This window comes from Streptomyces sp. NPDC046215 (genome assembly GCF_040646215.1).
Classification (GTDB): Bacteria; Actinomycetota; Actinomycetes; order Streptomycetales; family Streptomycetaceae; genus Streptomyces; species Streptomyces stramineus.
This window is the reverse complement of sequence record NZ_JBEYZW010000013.1, coordinates 24,116-46,437: the sequence shown is the minus strand read 5'-3', so window position 1 is coordinate 46,437 and position 22,322 is coordinate 24,116. Positions and strand designations below refer to the sequence as shown.

Below are 22,322 nucleotides of genomic sequence, written 5' to 3'. Positions count from 1 at the left end.
CGGGGCGCGGCCTCGGGAGCAAGGATCCGCGAGGCGCCGCCCGGCTCCGGGAGAAGCGTTACTTCACGTTGATCGCGGTCCAGGCGGCGGCGACCGTCTTGTACTCCGTGCTGGTGGAGCCGTAGAGGTCGGCGGTGGCCTTCAGGGTGCCCGCGCGAGCCGCCTTGTAGTTGGTGGTGGAGGTGAAGTACGTGGTCAGGGCCTTGTACCAGATCTTGGTGGCCTTGTCCCGGCCGATGCCGGTGACCTTGGAGTTGTTGTACGTGGGGCTGTCGTAGGTCACGCCGTCGATCGTCTTCTTGCCGCTGCCCTCGGACAGCAGGTAGTAGAAGTGGTTGGCCGGGCCCGACGAGAAGTGGACGTCGGTGTTGCCCAGGCTCGAGGACCAGTAGTCCTTCGAGGCGCCGTCCTTGCTCGGCTTGTCCATGTAGCGCAGCGGGGTGCCGTCACCGTTGATGTTGATCTTCTCGCCGATGAGGTAGTCGCCGGCGTCGGTGGCGTTCTTGGCGTAGAACTCGGCCGCGGTGCCGAAGATGTCGGACGTCGCCTCGTTGAGGCCGCCGGACTCGCCGCTGTAGTTCAGGCCGGCGGTCGCGGAGGTGACGCCGTGGGTCATCTCGTGGGCGGCCACGTCGAGCGCGGTCAGCGGGTTCTTGTTGCCCTCGCCGTCGCCGTACGTCATGCAGAAGCAGTCGTCGTCCCAGAAGGCGTTGACGTAGCTGTCGCCGTAGTGGACGCGGGAGTAGGCACCCTTGCCGTCGTTCTTGATGCCGCTGCGGCCCAGGACGTTCTTGTAGAAGTCCCAGGTGACCGCCGCGCCGTAGTGGGCGTCGACGGCCGCGGTCTGCCGGCCGCCGCCCCAGACGTCGTCGGCGTCGGTGTAGAGCGAGCCGGTGCCGGAGCTGCCCTGGTTGAGGTCGTACGTCTTGTGGCCGCCGCGCGCGCTGTCGGTCAGCTGGAAGGACGTGCCGCTCTTCGTCGTGGTCAGCGGGACCTTGCCGCTGTAGGTGCTGGTGCCCGAGCCGGTCTCGATGGCCTCGCGCTGGAAGAGCTTCTTCCCGGTGGCCGCGTCGGTGATGACGTGCAGCTTGCTCGGGGTGCCGTCCTTCTGGACGCCGGTGACGACCGTTTCGTACGCCAGGACCGGCTTGCCGGACGCGGCCCAGACGACCTTGCGCGGCGCCTGGCCCTCGGCCTTGGCGGTCTTCTCCTGGGCGGCGACGCCGAGCGCGCTCTTCTTCGCGGCGGAGGGCGCCACGGACGGAGTCGTGGTGGGCACGGCTATGTCCGCGTCGGTCGCCTTGTCGACGCTGCGCGAGCCGCTCTTCGCCTCGTGGACGACCAGGTCGCCGCCGAGGACGGGCAGCCCGTCGAACGTGCGCTCGTACCGGGTGTGCACCGTGCCGTTCGCGTCCTTGATGACATCGCGGACGACCAGCTTCTCCTTCCCGCCCAGACCGATCTTGGCGGCGGTGGCCGCGGCCTCGGTCTGCGCACCCTTGATCGCGGAAACCCGCTGGTCCGCGGAGAGGTTCAGCGCCAGGGCGCCGTTCTCGCGGTCGGCGGAGGCGCTCGCGCTGCCGGTCTGCACGCCGACGGCGACCATGGCGGCGGAGGCGACCAGGGCGGCGGCGCGGAGGGTGTTCTTACGGGAGGTGGAGGTGATGCTTCTCAACTCTGACTCCTAATGCCGGCCGCGAACTCGCGGCCTTGTATGGGGGGTTCGGGCAGCCTGGAGTACGGCCACCCGTTGAAGCAGGGGTGAAGCTGAGGTGTTGCCGATGTGGTGCAGGAGCGAATTGAGGAGAGAGTGCCACCGATCCGACGACATTGACAGGGGCGCAACAAGGATTTGACCTGTCGTTCTCCGATGAGCGGTTGATTGATTCCGCTATGCGGTGAACTGCTCCCCGTTGGTCCGGACTTGGATTGTGTCGGATGTGCGTTCGGGGGTAGCCAATCTCTGCGATTGCATGCAATCTCAAGAATGGTCATGCAGTCGTCCGGGCTTGGCCAGGGCCGGAGTTGAGGATTCCGTTTAGCGGAGCAGCCGCTGTTCCTTCGCGACGGCCACCGCGCCCGCGCGGGTGTCGACCCCCAACTTGTCGTAGATCCGGCCAAGGTGGGTCTTCACGGTCGCCTCACTGATGAACAACGCGCGGGCGATCTCCCGGTTCCCGAGCCCCCGGGCGAGCTGCCCGAGGATGTCGCGCTCGCGGTCGGTGAGGGCGGGGCGGCCCCCGCCGCGCATCCGCGCCATCACCCGGCCCGCGACCGGCGGGGACAGCGCCGTCCGCCCCTCCGCCGCCGCCCGGATGGCCGAGAACAGCTCCTCCGGCCGCTCCGCCTTCAGCAGGTACCCCGTCGCCCCCGCCTCGATGGCCCGGGTGATGTCAGCGTCCGTGTCGTAGGTGGTGAGCACCAGGACGTAGGGGCCGCCGGATTCCCCGTCGGCGCCCGGCGCCCGCGCCCCGGCCCGGGCGGCGGCGTCCGCGACGATGCGGCGCGTCGCCTCGATGCCGTCCGTGCCGGGACCGAGCTGCAAGTCCATCAGCACCACGTCGGGCCGCAGCCGTGCCGCCAGGGCCACCGCCTCCTCGCCGTCGCCCGCCTCCCCGACGACCTCGATGCCCGGCGCGCTGCCGAGCAGGGCGCGCAGCCCGGCGCGGACGACGGCGTGGTCGTCGCACAGCAGGATCCGCACGGGCGGAGGCGGCCGGTCCATGAGCCGGTTCACGGGGTCTCCAGGGGGACGGAGGCGGAGAGCACGGTGCCCTCGCCGGGCGCCGATTCGATGGTCAGGGTGCCACCGAGCTGACGGACGCGGGCGCGGATCGCGGGCAGCCCGTGGCCGCGGTCCGCGGTGGTGTCACCGGTGCCGCCGGGGTCCCCGGGGTCCGCCGGGTCGAAACCGCGCCCGTCGTCGGCGATGTCCAGGACCACCTGGTCGCCGAGGTAGCTCAGCGTGAGCGCCGCCGTGGTGGCCCCCGCGTGCTCGCGGACGTTCGCCAGGGCGCCCTGGGCGATCCGCAGCAGCGCCGACTCGACCCGGCCGGGCAGCGGCACCGCCGCGCCCTCCACGTGGAACCGCACGGCCGGCGCGCCTGCGGACTCCTGCCCGGCGAGCGTGCGCAGCGCGTCCTCCAGCCGCACCCCGCCGTCGAACTGCGGCGGCGCCAGGTCGTGGACGAACCGCCGGGTCTCGGCCAGCCCCCGGGCCGCGATGTCCGCCGCCGTACGGACGTGCCGGCGCGCCGCCCCGGGGTCGGCGTCCCAGGTGCGGTCCGCGGCCTGGAGCAGCATCCGCTGGCTCGACAGCCCCTGGGCGAGGGTGTCGTGGATCTCCATCGACAGGCGCTGCCGCTCGGCCAGGGTGCCCTCGCGCCGCTCGGTGGCGGCCAGTTCGCGCCGGGTGCGGAGCAGATCGTCGATCAGGGCCCGCTGCCGGGCCGTCTGCCGCTGGGTGTGGACGAAGACGGCCGTGGCGATCGCGGCGACCGCCGGCGGGGCGAGCACCAGATTCGGGTCGAAGCCCTCCGCGAGCCGGAGCTGCGCCACGACGACGAGGGTGGTGAGCAGGACGACCAGCACGAGGGCCGCGCGCGTGCCCAGGGTGCGCAGCCCCGTGTAGAACAGCGGCACCGCGCACCACGCGAAGCTCGGCGCGAGCACGACCAGCACCACCCACGTCGCCACCACCGCTCCCAGCCAGGGCAGCGGCCGGGCCGCTGCCCTGGGCCACAGCCCGCCGAGCGCGGGGGCGAGGACGTACAGCAGGGCCAGCGCCGCGCTGAGGGCGATGATCCACGGGGTGCGGGGCTCGCCGGGGTGGCGGATGAGGAAGCGGGCGAGCGACGCGCCGAGCAGCAGGAAGAACGCGGTGTGCATGACGGCTTCCAGCCAGGGGGCGTCCGGGTCGGGCGTCTTGGGCCGGGGGTTCTGCACGGGGCTCCGTCCGGAGGGGTGGCTGTGTCTCGCCGGGCGCGGCGCCGTTTCCGCCTTCGGCGGGGGCGGAGTGCGAGCCTCCGCCCCTGAGAGGGGGTGATCAAGACCGTTCTAACCCGCGCGGAGCGCCCCCGCATCAGCCGATCGGTTGACCCCCTGGTCGGGCGGGTGGCTTGCGGATCGGGGCCGGGACGGCGATGGCCGGGGGCGGTGGGGTGCCGAGGATGGGGCGAGCCAGGAAATCCCCCGAAGGAGACCGTCATGAAGAAGTTTTCGTCCCGTGCCCGTCTGATCACCGCCGCCGTGGCCGTCGCCGCGGTCGGCGGCGGCACCTTCGGGGCGGTGTCCGCCACGGCGTCCCCCTCCGCCGAGCGGCAGGCTCCGGTGCGCGCCGTCGCCGGCAAGGACCTGACGCAGTCGTCCCACCTCGCGCTCGCCGCCGCGACCAAGGCCGCCCAGGGCGCGCTCGCCGCCGCGGAGAAGGAGGGCCAGAAGGTCTCCGTCGCCGTCGTCGACCGTAACGGCAACACCCTGGTGACGCTGCGGGGCGACGGCGCCGGGCCGCAGTCGTACGAGTCCGCCGTGCGGAAGGGCTTCACCGCGGTCTCCTGGAACGCGCCCACCTCGGAGCTCGTCAAGCGCCTCCAGACCGCCCCCAACCTCAAGGACATCCCCGGCACCCTGTTCCTCGCGGGCGGCGCCCCGGTGCGGAACCAGGGCGCGCCGGTCGCGGGCATCGGTGTCGCGGGCGCCCCGAGCGGCGACCTGGATGAGAAGTTCGCCCAGGCGGGCGCCGCGGCGATCGGCTGATCCGCCGCGTTAACCCGCCGCGCGCAGATTCAGAACGTTCGCGGAGGACGAGGCACCGGCGGAGCCGCGCGCCGGTGCCCGGGCCCCGCGCGGGAGCGGGCGCGGCCGGGCGGCGGGCCGCACGACCCCGCGCTGCGGCCCCGTGGCCGTGCTGCTGGTGCCGCCGGAGGGCGAGGCAGCCGCGGCGCTGACCTCCTGTCCGAGGGGATCGCCCATGGCGGGCGTCGCTACCGGGCCGCCGGGCTGAGCGCGGTGGTTATGGATGAGGCGCGGCGGGCAGGGGACACGGGCGGCAGCTGGTGGCCGCCGCCCGCGAGGTGATGGCGGCGCGGGGTGCCGGTCCGGTGCGTTCCCGGGCGAGGCGCGCCTTGCGGGGCTTGTGCGAGAGCGCGGGTGGGGCGTCCTGGGCGGTGCCGTACTGAGCGGCGGCACCCCGGAGGCTCCCTGCCCCGGCGAACCGCCCGGTCGCGGCAACAACACCACGGCCGGACCGGGCTCCACCTGGTGGGACCGGCTCCGGTCGCCGGCCGCGCCGCCCGTCAGGGCTGCGGCGGGCGCTCGCCCCCGGTGGGCGGCTGATTGCCGATCTGGTCGCCCAGCTTCTGCTGGGCCGTGTCGACCTGGCTCTGGTACTTGTTCTGCGTCTTCGCGTCGAACGCGTCTCCGGCCTTTTCGACGCCTTGCCGGGCCTGGTCGGGGTGACCCTTGATGAGGCCCTTGAGCTTGTCGAGCATGGACATGGCCGTCCTCCTCACGGAACGCTGACGCACTCAGCATCTCCGCATTCGGCCCGGCCCGCATCCTCGGCGGGGTCCCCGCGGACGGCGTGCGGGGGCCAGGGGGCGGCGCACGGAACCCGTCGGCGCCGGGGGCGGTCAGCCGGTGCTGATGTAGCCGCAGTTCCAGCACTTGTACACGCCGTTGCCCATCTGCTGCATCATGTTCTGGCAGTCCGGGCAGGCCAGCGCCAGGGGGATCAGAGGGGCGCGGCGCTCAGCCCTCTGGGACATATGGGGCAGACCCCTCGGACGATGACCGGTGAGGTCGCGTCGCCCGGGCTCTCCGCCACCACGACCACCTTCAGCGGCCGCCCGCAACCGGGGCAGCCCTCGTGCTCGTCGTCCCGGTCGTTGATCGCCGCGGCAAGGATGCGTTCGAGCGAGTCGCCGTCGTCCATGGTGTGTCTGTCCTGTCTCCACGGGGCCCTCCTCGGGTACTGCGTACCCACCCCGATGATGCCCAACTCCGCTGCTGAGCGGGCGGTTACGCCCGCAGGGGGACGGGGAAGAGGGCCGCCCCCGGGGGAACGGCCCTCTTCTTGCTACCCGGCGTGCCGGTGTCAGACGTTGACGCCGAAGTCCTGGGCGATGCCGACCAGGCCCGAGGCGTAGCCCTGGCCGACCGCGCGGAACTTCCACTCGGCGCCGTTGCGGTACAGCTCACCGAAGACCATGGCGGTCTCGGTGGCGGCGTCCTCGCTGAGGTCGTAGCGGGCGATCTCGCTGCCGCCGGCCTGGTTGAGGATGCGGATGTACGCGTTGCGGACCTGGCCGAAGTTCTGGCTGCGGGTCACGGCGTCGTAGATGGAGACCGGGAAGACGATCTTCTCGACGTCGGCGGGCAGGGCCGCCAGGTTGACGTTGATCTGCTCGTCGTCGCCCTCGCCCTCGCCGGTGACGTTGTCACCGGTGTGGACGATGGACTGGTCCGGCGTCGACTTGTTGTTGAAGAAGACGAAGTGGGCGTCGGAGTAGACCTTGCCCGTGGGGTTCACGGCGATCGCGCTCGCGTCGAGGTCGAAGTCCGTGCCGGTGGTGGTGCGGACGTCCCAGCCGAGGCCGACCGTGACGGCCGTCAGGCCCGGGGCCTCCTTGGTGAGGGAGACGTTGCCGCCCTTGGACAGGCTTACAGCCATGGGAATTGTCCCTTTCTTGTCGTATTGCGGCACAAGGCCACCGTCATCCTTGTTAACGCCCCCAGGGGACGACAAGGTTCCATGCCCCTTTACTTTCTTTGCCAATCCCTGATGCGGGTGCCCGCCGTCCGGGTGCAAAACGAGGTGACGGGCCGCGCCCCGGCGCGGGATCATGGGCGGTATGCCTGGTCCCTACGTCATCCGCGGCTCGGTCTCCCTGCCGGAGTCCGAGCTCCTGTGGCGTTTCTCGCGCTCCTCCGGCCCCGGCGGCCAGCACGTCAACACCAGTGACAGCCAGGTCGAGCTCCGTTTCGACCTCGCCGCCACCGACGCCCTGCCCGAGGTGTGGAAGGAGCGCGCCCTGGAGAAGCTGGCGGGCCGGCTGATCGGCGGGGTCGTGAGCGTCCGCGCGTCCGAGCACCGGTCGCAGTGGCGCAACCGCGAGACGGCGGCCGTGCGGCTGGCCGCGCTGCTCGCCGAGGCCACCGCGCCGCCGCCGAGGCCCCGGCGGGCCACCAAGATCCCCCGCGGCATCAACGAGCGCCGGCTGCGGCAGAAGAAGCAGCGCGGCGACACCAAGCGCGGCCGGTCCGGCCGGGACTGGTAGCCGGCCCGGGAAGACTCCCGGGGCCTTCCCGGGGCCCCGGGGGTGCGCAAGGAGAGCCGGGCGCCGTCAGGCCAGGGTCCGGTAGCGGCCCTTGAAGTACGCCAGCGGCCCGCTCTCCGTGCTCGGCGCCGCCGCCGTCAGCACCCGCCCGATCACCAGCGTGTGGTCCCCGGCCGTGACCCGCTGCTCGGTCTCGCACTCCAGCACGGCCAGCGCGCCGCGCACCAGCGCCGTGCCCGAACGCTCCCCCCGCTCGTAGGGGATGTCCTCGAACAGCAGGCGGTCGCTGATCCGGCCCTTCATCGCGAAGCGCCCGGCGATGTGCCGCTGGCTCTCGGAGAGCACCGACACCGCCCACAGCGGCTGCCGCTCCAGAAGGTCGTCCATGCGGGAGTCGTTGCGCACGCTCACCATCACCAGGGGCGGATCGAGGGAGACGGACAGGAAGGCGGTCGCCGTCATCCCCACGTCCTCGCCCTGCGGACCGTGGTCCGGGTCGTGCGCGGTCACCAGCACCACACCCGCGGCGAGACGGGCCAGGGCGGCACGGAATTCATCGGCGCTCACCCCCTCAGCATGGGGTATGGCGGTCTCATGGGGCGAAGTCGTCTGCAACACGCTGTGCACGCTAGCCGCCGGGCCCGCCCGGGTGCATCGGGCCGGAGGACCAGACGGGTCCTAGGTCAAAAGGGTGCCCCCATGACGTCCAAGGGCTTCCGGAAGACGTCGCAATGACGTCCCATTGGCATCGTCCCGACCTTGGAGCCCGGTTCCGGTTCGGGTTCGGAGGGGGGTCGGACGTGTTTCGGATTTGCGTTCACGAAGCATAAGAGCGCGCTCGAACGCCAGTAGTGAGAGTTCATCACACATTGTGACATGAGTCACAGAGGGCGCTAATTGTTGACCCTGTGTACCGAGTGGTCAGCTCGCTGTGATTCAGTGGCCGTGATAAACGGACGACATAGAAGCCTGGAGTTGCTGTCGAGGTCTCGGGGGAGAGCGAAGATGGAGACCGAGTCGGAACCGTATGTTCGCCTGGCCACCTTGCGGGGACTGCATCAGGTGGTCGCCGATCTGAACACGGCGCGCAGTCTCGCGGACACCTTGCAGACCGTCGCGGACGGCGTCGTCGCCGGCCTCGGCTACGAGCTCTCGGCGGTGAACCTCGTGCGGCCCGACGGTGATCTCGTCGTCGCGGCCGTCGCGGGCAGCGCCGGCGCCGAGGCCATGATGGCCGGGCGGGTCGGCTCGCGGGTCTCCTGGGAGCGCCGCCTGGCCATGGCCGACCAGTGGGGGGCGCTGCGCTTCATCCCGTACACCGAGGGCTGGGTCCTCGACAACGACGACGTCCCGCAGTGGCACACCACCGGGCCCGCCCCGCGCTTCCCGGACGAGTGGCACCCCATGGACCGCCTCTTCGCCCCGATGTACACCGCGGGCAACGCCGGCGGCGAGCTCCTCGGTGTCATCTCCGTCGACAAACCGCGCAACGGCCGCCGCCCCGGGGCCTGGGGGCGGGAGGCGTTGCAGATGTACGCCTTCCAAGCGGCAATTGCGATCAGTAACGCTCGGCTACGCGCAAATATGCAAAGGGCGCTGGTCCGCTTGGAACGCGAGCAGCAGGCGCTGCGGGCCAGTGAGGAAAGCTTCCGGCAAGCCTTCGAATACGCGCCCAGCGGTATGGCCATCGCCGAAATGGGCGGCGATCAGCACGGCCGCCTGCACCGCACCAATGACGCCCTGTGCCGGCTGCTGGGCCGCTCCGCTTCCCAGATGCGCCGCTACTCCTTCTCCGACCTCGTGCACCCCGAGGACATCGGCACCCTGCTGCGCACCTCCGCCGAAGGCGGCCGCGCCGAGCTGCGCCTCGCCCGCCGCGACGGCACCTACGTCTGGGTGTCGCTGCGCAACTCCGTGGTCGCCGACGCCGCCGACGGGCCGCGCTACCTCCTCACCCACGTCGAGGACATCGAGGAGCGCAAGCGCCACGAGCTCCAGCTCGCGCACCGCGCCAGCCACGACTCCCTGACCGGCCTGCCCAACAGCGCCGAGCTCCGGGCCCGGCTCAGCAGCCGGCTGTGCGGCACCCCGCCCGGCAGCGACCAGCACCTGGTGGCCGCCGACGCGCCCTACGGCTGCCTCGACGGCTTCGCCGAGGTCGAGAGCACGGCCTTCGGCCAGTACGGGCACGGCTTCGGCTCCGACCTCGGGCCGGACTTCGGCCCCGACTACGCACCGGACTACGCGCCGGACTGCGCGACCGGCGAGTTCGGCGCGGAGCACGGCGGCAGCACCACCCCCTACCCCGGCCACGTCCACGCCGTCGCGCCCGACGAGGACAGCGACGACGACGCCACCAAGGGGCTGGCCGTCCTCTTCTGCGACCTCGACGGCTTCAAGTCGATCAACGACCGGTTCGGGCACCACACGGGCGACGCCGTCCTGATCGAGGTCGCCCGCCGGCTGACCGACGGCGTCCGGGACGGGGACACCGTCGCCCGGCTCGGCGGTGACGAATTCGTCGTCCTCGCCGACGGGCTCGGGCAGGCGGACGCGGAGGACCTCGCGGTCCGGCTGCGCAGCGCGATCGTCCCGCCGATAAGAGTCGACGGGCGGGCCGTGCGCGTCGGGGCGAGCTTCGGCATCGGGTGGGCGGGGTGCGGAATGTCCGCCGACGAGGTGCTTCGCTCCGCCGACCAGCGGATGTACGTCGAAAAGCGGTCACGCGCCAAGGCGGGGCGGCGGGCGGGCTGAGGTCCGTACCAGGGCGTAGCCGTGCCCTGTCGGGGTAGGCTGCGCCGATGCGGCACCGCCGTCTAGCGTGAAACATCGTGAATTTTTGGCCATCCGGACCGCGTACACCACTCCGGGCCGCCCCGGCTCGGTCATGCGGTCCAGGACGCGTACGCACGTGGGCGTCGATGGGCACACCAGGTTGGGAGTGACAGGGGATGACTGCCGGTAATAACGGCACGGGCACGCCGGAGAACGACGACCCGTTCGCGCACCTGTACCGCTCGGAGGGCGGCGACAGGAACACCGACAGCGGCCAGGCCGCACCCCAGCCCGGCGTCCCCCGCACCTCGCACCACCAGGTCCGCCCGGTCGGGTCCCGGCAGTACGGGCAGCAGCCCCCGCGCCAGCAGCCGGCCCCGCACTACGCGGCGCCGGAGACCCTCCCGGGCGGCGCCCCGCGCCAGCCGGCCCCGCCGCAGGGCGGGCACGGCGGCGGCGCGCGGCCGAACCGGCGCGGACTGCTGATCGCGGCGATCGCGGTCGTCGTGGTCGTCGCGGGCGGCATCGGCGCGGCCATGGTCGCCAACAGCGGCGGCGAGAAGGACGACGCGAAGACGAGCGCGGGCGCGGCCGGCGACGACAAGCCCGAGGCGGACGAGAAGGACAAGGGCAAGGAGAAGGAGCCCGACAAGAAGGAGTCGGGCAACCCCTCGGCCGCCGGCCTCCAGAAGCGGGACGCGGCGAGCCTGCGGCTCCTGGGCGGCGCGACCACCGCGCACGACGTTCCCAAGGCCAAGGCCGACGGTGGCCTGTACATAACCGGGCTGAACGCCGCCGGCGCCGGCGTCGAGTGGGAGGTCGAGGTCAAGTCGGCCGGCCAGTACCGGCTTGACGTCTCCTACGGCGTGCCCGGCAAGGACGGCCAGCTCACGGTGACCGCCAACAGCGACCCGGGCCGCCCGATCCGCATGGACAACTTCGGCGGTACTTCCGAGAGCGACTGGGCCAAGGGATACGGCTGGAAGAACACCTGGTCCCTCGTCGAGCTGAAGCAGGGCAAGAACAAGATCAAGCTCTCCTGCGAGTCGGGGAACAAGTGCGACGTGGTCCTCGACCAGCTCTCGATCAGGAAGGGCTGACGCTCAGCCCCGCCGCTCAGCCCCCGGCGATCCCCAGGAACCCCGCCACCGTCTCCGCCATCGCCTCCCGCGCAGAGGTCAGATATCTGCGCGGGTCGACGGCCGTCGGACGGGCCGCCTCCAGGAAGGCCCGGACCGCTCCCGTGTAGGCGCTGTTCAGGGCCGTGCCCACGTTGATTTTTGCCATGCCCGCCGTGATCGCCCGGCGGAGTTCCGGCTCCGGGACGCCCGACGAGCCGTGCAGCACCAGCGGGACGCCGACGGCGTCCCGCAGCGCTGTGATCAGGGCGTGGTCCAGGGCGGCCGTGCGCTCGGTCATCGCGTGCGAGCTGCCGACCGCCACGGCGAGGGCGTCCACGCCGGTGGCGGCGACGTAGGCCGCCGCCTCCGCCGGATCCGTCCGCACTCCGGGTGAGTGCGCGTCACCTGACTTGCCGCCCACCCGGCCCAGCTCCGCTTCGACCCAGATGTCGCGTTCGTGGCCCCAACGGGCGGCAGCGGCGGTCGCCTTGACGTTGTCTCCGTAGGACAGCTTCGACGCGTCGAACATCACCGAGCTGAACTCGTGCGCGTACGCGGTGTGTAAGAGGTCGGTGCTTTCGATGTGGTCCAGGTGGAGGGAGAGCCGGGCGGTCGACGCGCGGGCCACGGCCGCCGTCGCGGCGGCGAGGGGCGCCACGTTCCCGCCGTGGAACTTCACGGCGTTCTCGGAGATCTGCAGGATCGCCGGGGAGCCCGCCCGCTCCGCGCCCGCGGCGATCGCCTCCGCGTGCTCGACGGTGATGACGTTGAAGGCGAAGACCGCCCGCGCGGCGGCCCGCGCCCCGGTGACGAGTTCGCCCGTGCTGGTCAGTGGCATGCCGGTCCTCGATCCTGTCGGTCGGTCCGTGGCTCGTGCCGTCTCCCCCTGCCCCGCGCGGCCTACACCTGAGTGACCTTCACCTGCGGCAGCAGGCTGTCGTACGTCGCCCGGTCGAACTCGCCGGCCGTGGGCGCCCGCACCGTCGCCGCCGCCAGCGCCACCGCGCGGGCCACGCGGTCCGGCCAGGAGAGCCCGTCCAGCCAGCCCGACAGCAGGCCCGCCACCGCCGAGTCCCCCGCGCCCGTGGGGTTGCCGGAGAGCCGCTGGGGCGGTGCGGCCCGCCATATGCCGTCCGGGGTGACGGCGAGCATGCCCTCCGCCCCCAGGGACGCGGCGACCGCGTGGGCACCGCGGCGGCGGGCGTCCAGGGCGGCGCGCAGCGGCTCCGTGGAGCCGGTGAGAGCGGCCAGCTCGGCGGCGTTCGGCTTGACGAGGTCGGGGCGGGCGGCGATCCCGCGGCGCAGCGGCTCGCCGTGGGTGTCCAGGAGCACGGGCACCCCGGCCGCCCTGGCCTGCCGCACGAGCCGGGCGTACGCGCCGACCGGCACCCCCGGCGGCAGGCTGCCGCACAGGGCGACGGCCCGCACCCGCGGCAGAAGGCTCGTGTAGGCGTCGGTGAAGGCGGCCCACTCCTGCGCGGTGACGTCCGGGCCGGTCTCGTTGAGCTGGGTGGTGTCGCCCGTCGAGCCGTCGACGACGCCGACCGTGCGACGGGTGGGGCCGGAGATGGGCACGAGGGCGTCGGTGAGGTGCCCTGTGGCCTCGGCGCTCTCCGCGAGCAGCCCGCGCAGGGTCTCCCCGGTCGGGCCGCCGACGAAGCCCGTCACCACCGTCGGCACGCCCAGCGCAGCCAGCACGCGCGCCACGTTGAGGCCCTTGCCGCCCGGCCGTTCCGCGACGCCGGTGACCCGGTGCGAGGTGTGCGGCCGCAGGCGCGGGACGCGATAGGTCAGATCGAGTGCGGTGTTGAGCGTGACCGTGAGGATCATCGGCGGCTCTCTCCCATGACCGGGGCCGCCACGACAGCCGCGTGACGGCTGTGTGACGGCTTGGTGTGTGACGACTGCGCCAGCGATCATGCCAAAACAGCGGCGGCGCGCCCAGACCCCGGGCGGCGCCGCCGCTGTTCACGTGCCGTCATGCGGCGGGGAACCTAGGCCACTTCGGGCTTAACCACCCATTCGCCCTTGCGCATCACGCCCACCAGGTCGTACGAGGCATTGAGGACGACGAGGTCCGCGTCCTTGCCCTCCTCCAGGGAGCCGACCTTGTCGTCGACGCCCAGCAGCCGGGCCGGGTTGGCCGACAGAGCCCGCACCGCGTCCCCGACCGGGAGCCCGTCGATCGTCACCGCGCGCTTGAACGCGGTGTCGAGCGTGAGCGTCGACCCGGCGATCGAACCCGCTGTGGGGCCGTCGGCGATGCGCGCCACGCTGTCCTTGACCTCGACGCGCATCGGGCCCAGCGTGTACATGCCGTCGCTCATGCCGGCAGCGCTCATCGCGTCCGTGATGAACGCGACCCGGTCCGCGCCCGCCCGGGCGAAGGCCAGCTTCAGGACCGCCGGGTGCAGGTGCGTCCCGTCGTTGATCAGCTCGACGGTGACGCGCTCGTCCTCCAGCAGCGCCGCGATCGGGCCCGGCGAGCGGTGCTGTAGAGCAGGCATCGCGTTGAAGAGGTGCGTGGCCACGGTCGCGCCCGCCTCGACGGCCTCCAGCGTCGCCTCGTACGTCGAGTCGGTGTGGCCCACCGCCGCGACGACGCCCGCGTCGGCCAGCAGCCGCACCGAGTCCAGGCCGCCGGGCAGCTCGGGGGCGAGCGTCATCATGCGGGCCGCGCCGCGCGCCGAGTCGATCAGTTTGCGCACGTCCGCCGGGTCGGGGTCGCGCAGCAGCCCCGGCTGGTGCGCGCCGCAGCGGTGCGGGGAGATGAACGGGCCCTCGAAGTGGATGCCCGCCAGCTCGCCCTGCTCCGTCAGCTCGGCGGCGACCGCCGCCTGCCGGGCCAGGTCGTCCAGGTCACCGGTGACGGTGGAGGCCACCATCGTCGTCGTGCCGTGGACGCGGTGCGCCCCGATGGTCGTCAGCGCCTCCTCGACCGTGCCGGCGGAGAAGGACGCGCCGCCGCCGCCGTGGACGTGCATGTCCACGAAGCCGGGGACGATCCAGTGACCGGACAGGTCGAGCGCGCCCGGCTCCTCGCCGGGCCGGTTCGCGGCGATCCGCCGGCCGTCGACCGTCACCCGCCCGTTCTCGACCACACCGGTCGGCAGCGCCACGCGGGCACCGGCGAGAATCGTTCGTTCGGCCATCAGGCGGATACCTCCGTGGGTCGGGTGAGCCGGTCGGTGGGGCGGGGGAGGCCGGGCGTGCCGGCCGGGGGCACCAGGAGGTCCCAGGCGCGCAGGCCCGCGCCCAGGCAGCCCGCGGTGTCCCCGAGGGTCGCGGGGACGATGTGCGGGACCTTCTGGAAGGTGACGCGCTCCGCGACGGCGGCGCGCAGCGGCGTGAACAACGTTTCCCCCGCTTCGGCGAGCCCGCCACCGATGATCAGGGTGTGGGGGTCCAGCAGGGTGAGGCCGATGACGAGCCCGTCCGCGAGGGCGCCGACGGCCTCCTGCCAGACGGCGCGCGCGGCCGGGTCGCCGGCCGTCACCGCGCGGGCGCAGGCCGCGGCGTCGGCGGCGCCGTCGCCGCTCGCCCGGGCCCAGGCGCGGGAGACGGCCGAGGCCGAGGCGACGCTCTCCAGGCAGCCGTGCCCGCCGCAGCCGCAGAGCGGGCCGCCGGGGCGGACGACGATGTGGCCGAGCTCGCCCGCGTAGCCGTGCGCGCCCGCCTCGATGCGGCCGTCGATGCCGATGGCCCCGGCGATGCCGGTGCCGAGGGCGAGGAACAGGAACCGGTCCGCGCCCTTGCCGGCGCCGATGCGGCCCTCCGCGAGACCGCCGGTGCGGACGTCGTGGCCGAGGGCCACGGGCATCCCGTCCAGCCTGGCGCTCAGCAGGTCCCGCAGGGGCAGGTCGCGCCAGCCGAGGTTGGCGGAGTAGACGGCGGTGCCGTTCGTCTCGTCGACGATGCCGGGCACGGCGACGCCGGCCGCGGCGGCGGCCTGCCCGTACTGGCGCAGCCCGACGGCTCGCAGCTCGGCCGTGAAGTCGAGGATCCCGGCGACGACGGCGTCCGTGCCCCGGTCCCGCCCGGTGGGCCGCCTGGCCTCGTACAGAAGCTCGTGGTCGGGACCGACCAGGGCGGCCTTGATGCCGGTTCCGCCTACATCGAGCGCGATGACGTGTTTCACGGGGCCAGTCTCGCGCGATCGGGCACGAAAGGTCTAGTCCACTCGCCGGGTCGCCTCCGGCGGGGGTGGGGGTGGGGTGTCGTTGGGGTGACGCGCGGTTCGGCACCGCCGGGGCCTGCCGGCGTGGCTGATCGCCGTCGGGGCCTGGGAGGCTGCTCTCCGGGGAACGGCGAGCCCCGGCCCCGGTGGCCGGGGCCTGGTTGTCCGGCGGTTGGGCACCGCCGGGCCGGGGGCTTGTGGGTGTTCGCCGTGGCGGCGGAGGAGGGGTAGGGGGTGGGCTTTTGCCGCCCGGGACGGGGCGTGGTGGTCCGGATGCGTCCCCGTCCCGGTGGCCGGGGGTTCGGTTGCCCGGCGGTTGGGCACCGCCGGGCTGGGGGCTTGTGGCTGATCGCCGTTGCGGCGGAGGGAGGCGCCCGGCGTCGGAAGGCTTGGGCTCGCGGGGGCGGCTCCGGCCGTCGGCCGTCGGCCGTCGGCCGCTGATCTCCGGCCCGTCCCCAGGCCACCTGCCTCCAGGCCCCCGGCCCCCGGCGCCACGCCCCGGCCTCTGCCCCCGGCCCCCGGCCTAGCGGGTCACCCCGCACCCCGCAGCCGCGCCGCCTCCGGGCCGGGGGAGCCGCCTCCGGGCGGGGGAGCCGGAACCGGGCCGGGGAAGCCGCCTCCGGGCGGGGGAGCCGGAACCGGGCCGGGAAACCGGAACCGGGCCGGGGAAGCCGGTACCCGGATCCGGGGAGCCGGAAGCCGAGGTCACGGCGTCAGGATCACGCTGCGCGTCAGGTTCCTCGGGCGGTCCGGGTTCAGGGCTCGGGATTCCGCTACCCGGACCGCCAGGCGCTGGGCCCCGATCAGGTCCGCCATCGGGTCCAGCCGGCCGTCCGCCACCAGCGTGCCGCCTGTGCGGGCCACGTCCGCGGCCAGGCCCTCGGGGACCTCGCCGAGGACCCACACCAGCCGGCCGGGGCCCGTGACCGAGATCGGGCCGTGGCGGTACTCCATCGCCGGGTACGCCTCCGTCCAGGCCCCCGCCGCCTCCCGCATCTTCAGGGCCGCCTCCTGGGCCAGGCCGTACGTCCAGCCCGTGCCCAGGAACGTCCACTGGCCGGCGTCCGGCGCGGACGGCGGCAGCGGGCGCGTCACGGCCGTCTCCGCGTCGGCGGCCGCCTCCGCGACCGTGCGCACGCCGGGCGGCAGCGGGCCGTGCGCCTCCAGGCCCGCCCGCAGGAAGGCCAGGGCCGTCGTGGCGAAGCGGGTCTGGACCACGGACGTCTCGTCCGCCCAGTCCAGCACCACCGTCCCGGCCGCCGCGTCCATCACGGGCGTCCCGGGGTCCGCGGTCAGCGCGAGCGTCGGCGTCCGGTCGCCCAGCGCGGCCAGCAGGCCGAGGACCTCGCTGGTGGTGCCGGAGCGGGTGATCGCCACGACCCGGTCGTACGGGCGGGACCGCGGGAACTCGGACGCCGCGAAGGCGTCCGTCTCCCCCTGGCCCGCGGCCTCGCGCAGGGCCGCGTACGCCTGCGCCATGAACCACGACGTGCCGCAGCCGATCACGGCGACCCGTTCCCCGGGGCGGGGCAGCAGCCCCGAGGCCGGCGCGGCGGCGGCAGCGGCGCGGCGCCAGCAGCCGGGCTGGGTGGCGATCTCGGCGGCGGTCCTGGACGTTCGGGAGGAATCAGACATTCGCTGGTGCTCCTTGCGGGGGCGGAACGCGTCGCACCGTGGATAGCAGCCCCGGGCCGCGGGAGGGAAGGGCATACCGGAGCGGAAGCGGAGCCGGTTGGACCGTAAGGTGGCGCGCGGGAGAGACTCTCGGTCTCCAGCGGTGAACACGAACCACGAAGGTGGGAAGCAGTAGTGCAGCGGCGGCGGTTCTTGGGTCTGACGGCGGCGGGTGCCGCCACGGCGGCATTGGCGCCGGCACTGACGGCATGCGGAAGTGACGGGGCCGGCTCGGGCACCACGACCCTGAAGCTGGTCGCCGCCGACTACGGCGACTCCCCGGCCAACAGCTCCCAGAAGTACTGGGACGCCCTGGCCCGCGAGTTCGAGGAACAGAACAGCGGCATCAAGATCGACGTCAGCGTCTACAGCTGGACGGAGGTCGACAAGAAGGTCGCCGACATGGTCGAGGAGGGCAAGGCCCCCGACATGGCGCAGATCGGCGCCTACGCCGACTTCGCCGCCGCCGGCAAGCTCTACAGCGCCGACCAGCTGCTCTCCATCGCCACCCAGGCCGACATGATCGCCTCGATCGCCCACGCGGGCGAGGTGCACCGGGTGCAGTACGGCATGCCGTTCGTCTCCAGCAGCCGCCTGCTCTTCTGCAACAAGACCCTCTTCGCCAAGGCCGGCATAGCCAAGGCGCCGGAGAGCTGGGACGACCTCCAGGCCGCCGCGGCCAAGCTGAAGGGCATCGGCGTCCCGATGCCCTTCGGTCTGCCGCTCGGCCCCGAGGAGGCGCCCGCCGAGACCATGCTGTGGATGCTCAGCGGCGGCAGTGGCTACACCGACTCCACCGGCAGCTACTCCATCGACTCCGCAGAGAACGTCAAGACGTTCAACTGGCTGCGCGACGACTTCGTCGGCAAGGGCCTCACCGGCTCCGGCGACCCCTCCCGCACCAACCGTCAGGAAGTCTTCGACGCGTTCTGCAAGGGCGACGTCGGCATGCTCAACGGCCACCCCACGCTGATGCGCCAGGCCGACGCCAAGGGCATCAAGTACATGATGGCGCCGCTTCCGGGCATCAAGGGCACGGCGAAGTCCGCGATGGGCGTCGCCGACTGGATGATGGCCTTCAAGCAGAACGGCCACCGCGAGCAGATCGGCAAGTTCCTCGACTTCGTCTACAGCACCAAGAACGTGCTGACCTTCACCGGCCAGTACGACCTGCTGCCGGTGACCACGTCCGCCTCCGAGGCCATGCGCAAGGACGCCGGGCGTGAGAAGCTGCGGCAGTTCCTGGACCAGATGGACAACGCCGAGTTCTACCCGGCCGACAAGACGTCCTGGGCGAAGGTCAGCAAGGCGCTCAAGGAGAAGATCGGCTCGACCGTCAAGAGCGGCGGCGACCCGGCGAGCGTCCTCAGCGAGATCCAGCGCGACGCCGACGGCTGGGGATCGTGAGCACGTACGAGGAACCCGGACCCGGGGCCGGTCTCTCCGACCGCGACCGGGCCGTGCTCGACCTCGAACGGCAGAGCTGGCCCGGGCCGGGCGCCAAGGAGCGGGCCGTCCGCGAGCGCCTCGGCATCACCCCGACCCGCTACTACCAGCTCCTCAACGCCCTCCTCGACGACCCCCGCGCCCTCGCGCACGACCCCGTCACGGTCAACCGCCTCCGCCGGATCCGCGACGCCCGCCGGGAGCGGCGTTAGCCTTCCGGCGGGTCGTGGGTGCACCACCGCTGCGCGGCGGTGTCCTCAATCTCCCCCAGCTACCGCTGGGGGTGCCCCCAGACGGGCTGATGTGGCTGAGCTCAGCCGATACCAGCCCGCCCAAGGCCCCGGAGAACGGTGCGGGCGGCTCGAACAGGCCCGTCCGCCCCCCCTCGGCCAGTAGGGTCGCTTCCATGGGCAGCTATCCCCTTCCCGAACCCGCCACCGCCGCCGGCCGCGACGGCCTCGCCGCGCTGCTCCGGCAGCCGGAACGTTCCGTCGTCGCGCTCGACTTCGACGGCACGCTCGCCGAGATCGTGCCCGACCCCGAGCAGGCCCGCGCCCACCCCGGCGCCGTGCCCGCCCTCGCCCGCCTCGCCCCGCGCCTCGCCTCCGCCGCCGTGATCACCGGCCGCCCGGCAGGGGTCGCCGTGCGCTACGGCGGCTTCGCCGGCGTCCCGGGCCTGGACCGCCTCGTCGTCCTCGGCCACTACGGCGCCGAGCGCTGGGACGCCGTCACCGGGACCGTGACGGCCCCCGAGCCCCACCCCGGCGTCGCCGCCGTCCAGGCGGAACTCCCCGGCGAGCTGGACAGGACCGGCGCCTGGCAGGGCACCTGGGTCGAGACCCTCCACATCGAGAACAAGGGCGGCCGGGCCATCGCCGTCCACACCCGCCGCGCCCCCGACCCGCAGGCCGCCCTCGACGCGCTGCGCGGCCCTCTGGAGGCCCTCGCCCACCGGCACGGCCTCATCGTCGAACCGGGCAGGTTCGTCCTGGAGCTGCGCCCGCCCGGCGTCGACAAGGGCGTCGCCCTCGCCTCCTACGTCCGCGAGACCGGCGCCGAAGCGGTCCTCTACGCGGGTGACGACCTCGGCGACCTCGCCGCCTTCGCCGCCGTCGAAAAGCTCCGCTCGGAGGGGCTGCCGGGCCTCCTGGTGTGCAGCGGCAGCTCCGAGGTCACCGAACTCGCCGAACGGGCCGATCTCGTGGTGGACGGCCCCGGCGGGGTCGTGGGGTTGCTCACCGCCCTCGCGGACCGATTGGCCTGACGGCCGGGGAGGGGTTACGAGGCCCCGGCCCCGATCAGGGCGGCCGGGGTGACGAGCCGGGCCCGCTCGTGGAGTTCGCGGGCGGCCCGGTTCTTGAGGTGGGGGCGGATGCGGGCGTGCATCGCCCTGATGCGATCGTCGGCGCGGCCGGATTGGACGTGCGGATAATCGTCCAGAGCGAGTTTCCATGTTCGGCAGGCGGCTTCGAGATGACCGAGTTCCCATTGGCGCTCAGCCAGTGTGCACCGGTGCCGGACGCGGGCCCGGCGATATACGCCGTGCCGCAGCCGGTCGGATTCCTCCATCGCGTCGATCGACCCGCGCGTATCGCGCAGTTCATAGCGGACTTGGCTCACGTGGTAGAGGAGCGATGAAGGGTCGTACGACCCGAACGTCTTCGCCCGCGATTCGGCCTTCTCCATGGCCGTCTCCGCTTCCTTCAGGTACATCAGGGCGCTGCTGCGATCACCCGTCTGCGCGGCGGCATGCGCCTGCTGACCGGCGAGGAACGCCCGCATGCGCGGCCCCGCGTTGGGGGAGGCGGCGGCCGCTGCGTCCGCCAGTCGCATCGCGGCGGGGCCGTGGCCGAGGTCGACGGCCTGGACGCTCATGCCGCGCAGGGTCGTGCAGTACGTGAGGTGGTCCTCGGAGGCTCCGGCGAGCTGGAGGGCCTTCATGTAGTACTGCTGGGCCAGGCCGTGCACGCCCTCGTCGACGGCCATGTACCCGGTGAGATAGCAGAGGTCGGAGGCGGCGGACATCATCGCCTTGCGTACGGGCTCGGTGGCGTCAGCCTTGAGGTAGGGGGCGACGGTATTGACGAGGAAGGCGGCGGCCATGGGGCGGGCGTGACGGCCGCCGAACTGATCGTCGAGCTCCGAGACCCGTTCGGTCATGGCGATGACCATGTCGACCTCGGCCATCCCGATGCGGTGGGCCTGCCCGGCCTGGACGGCCTCCATGCGGCCGACGACATCGGGCCAGTCGGGCACGGTCAGAGCCACGGAGAACAGTCCCGCGCCGATGACGCTGCGGCGGGACGGGTCCATGTCCTGCCTCCCGAGGTCGACGAGCCCTTCCACCGTACGGGGGTGGGCGTCCGTCTGTTCGGGAGCCTGCGGGAAGCCGGCCTCGTGGGCCGTGACCGGCCGAAGCAGTTTGCGCGAGAGGGCTTCCGTGATCAGGGGCTGCACGTCCGCGCGGGGAAGATGCCCCCTGAGCCACTGATGGACGGAGGGCTCCCGGTACTTGCGAGGTGTGCCCCGCTCGGTGCCGATGCGGTTCACCTCCTGGGCGAACTGGCGCAGTGTCCACCTGGTCTCGCGGTACAGCCGCTCAAGTCCGGCGTTCGGTGCGGGGGTGCCCATCGACCCTCAACTCCTCGTGCTGGTCGCGTTCTTAAAGCTCTTAAATCCTGCCGCCGCTCCAACGGTACCGCCGTGCGTAGCCGTGGGGTTACCTAAAGCGAAGGCGGAACTCGACCCGAAGGAGAGCGACAGTGGACATGTCTTTTGCCCGCCCCGCACCGGAGAAAGTGGCGACGCGAGCGCGTGAGATTCTGTCGGCCATCGAGGCCGACCCGGAGTTCGAGCGGCTGCGCACCGGGTGTGCGAAGTACGACAAGGACTGGCAGAGCTTCACGGGCTACGCGCTCGTCGACGGTTTCGACGTGGACAAGGACACCGGGCCTCTCTTCCCCGAGGCCCTGCGGGCGATGGCCATCAAGTCGGCCGTCTTCGAGATGACGGACGGCGACGAAAGCGCCGCCGAGGTGCCGGTGCCCGTGCCGGTGGACGAGATGATTCACGCCCTGGCCGCCCAGTTCACCGTGCTGAGCCGAGTGCAGCAGCGGACAGGCGTCACGTTTGTCCACGCCACCGACCGTGAGGAAATCGGTGGCTGGGATCACGGGGACTACACCCACCAGGTCTACCGTGCCGCGTGGGGGCCGGTGAACGAGCGGTTCTGGCTCGGCAGGCAGGAGACAGCTGACCGGCGTGCCGCGGTGATCGCGAAGTACCAGCCGTTGGGCATCTTCGAGGGCGGACGTAGGTTCGCTCCCGGCTTCGCGACGGCCTCCTAGCCGAGCGCGCGGCGCAGCGTCGTGATCACGTCCACGTCCGGGAAAACGGCAGGCAGCTCGGTCGTGGCCTGCTCGATCAGCAATTCGAGCATTCCCGGCGCTGCGCTGTGCAACACCTCGTGCAAATAGGCATCCAGCTCAGCGGCATCGTCCGGCCATTGGAGCCCGCCCGCCAGGGAAATCCCGTCGGACTTGTACCGGCCTGCGGGAATCCCGACCTTGTGCGGATGCACGCACACCGGCACTCCCGCCGCCGTGTACCGATGGCCGTCGGCCGGACGGAACGGGCAGTCGGATGACGGGCGTTCATGCACGTCGAACTCCCCGAGAGGGAACCGGCGCGACGGGCAGATGCCGCACGCGGGGTGTTCGTCGCCGCTGACGAATGCCTCAGCCATGCACCGGAGCTTAGGGCCTGCCGGCAGGTCATGGGGGCGCACCACCGCTGCGCGGCGGTGTCCTCAGACGCCGGACGGGCTGAAATCAGCCCGTCCGGGGGCACCTC

The 22,322-nt window shown here is 72.6% G+C and carries 22 protein-coding genes; 8 read left to right on the top strand and 14 right to left on the bottom strand.

Annotation, left to right across the window (positions count from 1 at the left end; genetic code table 11):
- Nucleotides 1–58: 58 nt before the first annotated feature.
- The 3 genes from ABZ951_RS08340 to ABZ951_RS08330 all read right to left on the bottom strand — a co-directional run bounded on the left by ABZ951_RS08340 (nt 59) and on the right by ABZ951_RS08330 (nt 3,888).
- Complete coding sequence (locus ABZ951_RS08340) at nt 59–1,606, bottom strand: M4 family metallopeptidase (protein WP_344086782.1); 1,548 nt, start codon at nt 1,604–1,606, stop codon at nt 59–61.
- A gap of 432 nt (nt 1,607–2,038) precedes the next feature.
- Nucleotides 2,039–2,725 carry a response regulator transcription factor gene (locus tag ABZ951_RS08335; RefSeq protein WP_344086785.1) on the bottom strand — a complete coding sequence of 229 codons (687 nt, stop codon included), beginning with the start codon at nt 2,723–2,725 and terminating at the stop codon, nt 2,039–2,041.
- An 8-nt stretch (nt 2,726–2,733) separates the two neighbouring features.
- Entirely contained in the window at nt 2,734–3,888 is a 1,155-nt protein-coding gene (locus ABZ951_RS08330; RefSeq protein WP_344086788.1) for a sensor histidine kinase, read from the bottom strand.
- Nucleotides 3,889–4,206: 318 nt separating this feature from the next.
- Here ABZ951_RS08330 and ABZ951_RS08325 point away from each other — a divergent pair, with 318 nt between their 5' ends.
- Nucleotides 4,207–4,755, top strand: a complete 549-nt coding sequence (locus tag ABZ951_RS08325) for a heme-binding protein (RefSeq protein ID WP_344086735.1) — start codon at nt 4,207–4,209, stop codon at nt 4,753–4,755.
- Between the two features lie 539 nt (nt 4,756–5,294).
- On the opposite strand, the gene ABZ951_RS08320 is transcribed toward ABZ951_RS08325, so the two are convergent.
- The 3 genes from ABZ951_RS08320 to ABZ951_RS08310 form a co-directional block, all read right to left on the bottom strand.
- Nucleotides 5,295–5,495 (bottom strand): antitoxin, encoded by a 201-nt coding sequence (locus ABZ951_RS08320; protein ID WP_344086738.1) that lies wholly within the window; start codon nt 5,493–5,495, stop codon nt 5,295–5,297.
- A 135-nt stretch (nt 5,496–5,630) separates the two neighbouring features.
- Complete coding sequence (locus tag ABZ951_RS08315; RefSeq protein ID WP_344086741.1) at nt 5,631–5,765, bottom strand: hypothetical protein; 135 nt, start codon at nt 5,763–5,765, stop codon at nt 5,631–5,633.
- A gap of 329 nt (nt 5,766–6,094) precedes the next feature.
- Nucleotides 6,095–6,670, bottom strand: a complete 576-nt coding sequence (locus ABZ951_RS08310) for a TerD family protein (protein WP_344086744.1) — start codon at nt 6,668–6,670, stop codon at nt 6,095–6,097.
- A 172-nt stretch (nt 6,671–6,842) separates the two neighbouring features.
- Here ABZ951_RS08310 and arfB point away from each other — a divergent pair, with 172 nt between their 5' ends.
- The gene (arfB, locus tag ABZ951_RS08305; protein ID WP_344086747.1) at nt 6,843–7,277 is read left to right on the top strand and encodes an alternative ribosome rescue aminoacyl-tRNA hydrolase ArfB; all 435 of its coding nucleotides are present in this window, start codon (nt 6,843–6,845) and stop codon (nt 7,275–7,277) included.
- Nucleotides 7,278–7,343: 66 nt separating this feature from the next.
- Here arfB and ABZ951_RS08300 read toward each other — a convergent pair whose 3' ends face one another.
- Entirely contained in the window at nt 7,344–7,895 is a 552-nt protein-coding gene (locus ABZ951_RS08300; protein WP_344086750.1) for a flavin reductase family protein, read from the bottom strand.
- 387 nt (nt 7,896–8,282) lie between these two features.
- Between ABZ951_RS08300 and cdgB the strand changes: the two genes are divergently transcribed.
- Both cdgB and ABZ951_RS08290 read left to right on the top strand, forming a co-directional pair.
- Nucleotides 8,283–10,031 carry a diguanylate cyclase CdgB gene (gene cdgB, locus ABZ951_RS08295; RefSeq protein ID WP_344086753.1) on the top strand — a complete coding sequence of 583 codons (1,749 nt, stop codon included), beginning with the start codon at nt 8,283–8,285 and terminating at the stop codon, nt 10,029–10,031.
- Between the two features lie 197 nt (nt 10,032–10,228).
- Complete coding sequence (locus ABZ951_RS08290; RefSeq protein WP_344086756.1) at nt 10,229–11,152, top strand: carbohydrate-binding protein; 924 nt, start codon at nt 10,229–10,231, stop codon at nt 11,150–11,152.
- A 16-nt stretch (nt 11,153–11,168) separates the two neighbouring features.
- On the opposite strand, the gene ABZ951_RS08285 is transcribed toward ABZ951_RS08290, so the two are convergent.
- The 5 genes from ABZ951_RS08285 to ABZ951_RS08265 form a co-directional block, all read right to left on the bottom strand.
- Nucleotides 11,169–12,011 carry a class II fructose-bisphosphate aldolase gene (locus tag ABZ951_RS08285; RefSeq protein WP_344086759.1) on the bottom strand — a complete coding sequence of 281 codons (843 nt, stop codon included), beginning with the start codon at nt 12,009–12,011 and terminating at the stop codon, nt 11,169–11,171.
- A gap of 62 nt (nt 12,012–12,073) precedes the next feature.
- Nucleotides 12,074–13,003 (bottom strand): 1-phosphofructokinase family hexose kinase, encoded by a 930-nt coding sequence (locus tag ABZ951_RS08280; protein ID WP_344086762.1) that lies wholly within the window; start codon nt 13,001–13,003, stop codon nt 12,074–12,076.
- 164 nt (nt 13,004–13,167) lie between these two features.
- Nucleotides 13,168–14,325, bottom strand: coding sequence for an N-acetylglucosamine-6-phosphate deacetylase (gene nagA / locus ABZ951_RS08275; protein ID WP_344086764.1), 1,158 nt, complete (start codon nt 14,323–14,325; stop codon nt 13,168–13,170).
- The gene (locus ABZ951_RS08270) at nt 14,325–15,311 is read right to left on the bottom strand and encodes an ROK family protein (RefSeq protein WP_361279460.1); all 987 of its coding nucleotides are present in this window, start codon (nt 15,309–15,311) and stop codon (nt 14,325–14,327) included. The genes nagA and ABZ951_RS08270 overlap by 1 nt, the downstream gene beginning before the upstream one ends.
- A 744-nt stretch (nt 15,312–16,055) precedes the next feature.
- Nucleotides 16,056–16,985, bottom strand: a complete 930-nt coding sequence (locus ABZ951_RS08265; RefSeq protein ID WP_344096448.1) for a sugar isomerase — start codon at nt 16,983–16,985, stop codon at nt 16,056–16,058.
- 174 nt (nt 16,986–17,159) lie between these two features.
- Here ABZ951_RS08265 and ABZ951_RS08260 point away from each other — a divergent pair, with 174 nt between their 5' ends.
- The 3 genes from ABZ951_RS08260 (at nt 17,160) to otsB (ending at nt 19,734) form a co-directional block, all read left to right on the top strand.
- Nucleotides 17,160–18,431 carry an extracellular solute-binding protein gene (locus ABZ951_RS08260; RefSeq protein WP_344096446.1) on the top strand — a complete coding sequence of 424 codons (1,272 nt, stop codon included), beginning with the start codon at nt 17,160–17,162 and terminating at the stop codon, nt 18,429–18,431.
- Nucleotides 18,428–18,682 (top strand): DUF3263 domain-containing protein, encoded by a 255-nt coding sequence (locus ABZ951_RS08255; protein WP_344096444.1) that lies wholly within the window; start codon nt 18,428–18,430, stop codon nt 18,680–18,682. The genes ABZ951_RS08260 and ABZ951_RS08255 overlap by 4 nt, the downstream gene beginning before the upstream one ends.
- 194 nt (nt 18,683–18,876) lie before the next feature.
- The gene (gene otsB, locus ABZ951_RS08250) at nt 18,877–19,734 is read left to right on the top strand and encodes a trehalose-phosphatase (RefSeq protein ID WP_344096441.1); all 858 of its coding nucleotides are present in this window, start codon (nt 18,877–18,879) and stop codon (nt 19,732–19,734) included.
- Between the two features lie 14 nt (nt 19,735–19,748).
- Here the strand turns inward: otsB and ABZ951_RS08245 are convergent, their stop codons facing one another.
- Nucleotides 19,749–21,101, bottom strand: coding sequence for a tetratricopeptide repeat protein (locus ABZ951_RS08245; protein ID WP_344096439.1), 1,353 nt, complete (start codon nt 21,099–21,101; stop codon nt 19,749–19,751).
- A 137-nt stretch (nt 21,102–21,238) separates the two neighbouring features.
- Here ABZ951_RS08245 and ABZ951_RS08240 point away from each other — a divergent pair, with 137 nt between their 5' ends.
- Nucleotides 21,239–21,817 carry a hypothetical protein gene (locus ABZ951_RS08240; RefSeq protein WP_344096454.1) on the top strand — a complete coding sequence of 193 codons (579 nt, stop codon included), beginning with the start codon at nt 21,239–21,241 and terminating at the stop codon, nt 21,815–21,817.
- Here ABZ951_RS08240 and ABZ951_RS08235 read toward each other — a convergent pair.
- A complete protein-coding gene (locus ABZ951_RS08235) occupies nt 21,814–22,215 on the bottom strand; it encodes a hypothetical protein (RefSeq protein WP_344096438.1) in 402 nt (133 codons plus the stop codon). The two genes, ABZ951_RS08240 and ABZ951_RS08235, sit on opposite strands and share 4 nt — an antisense overlap.
- Nucleotides 22,216–22,322 lie beyond the last annotated feature (107 nt).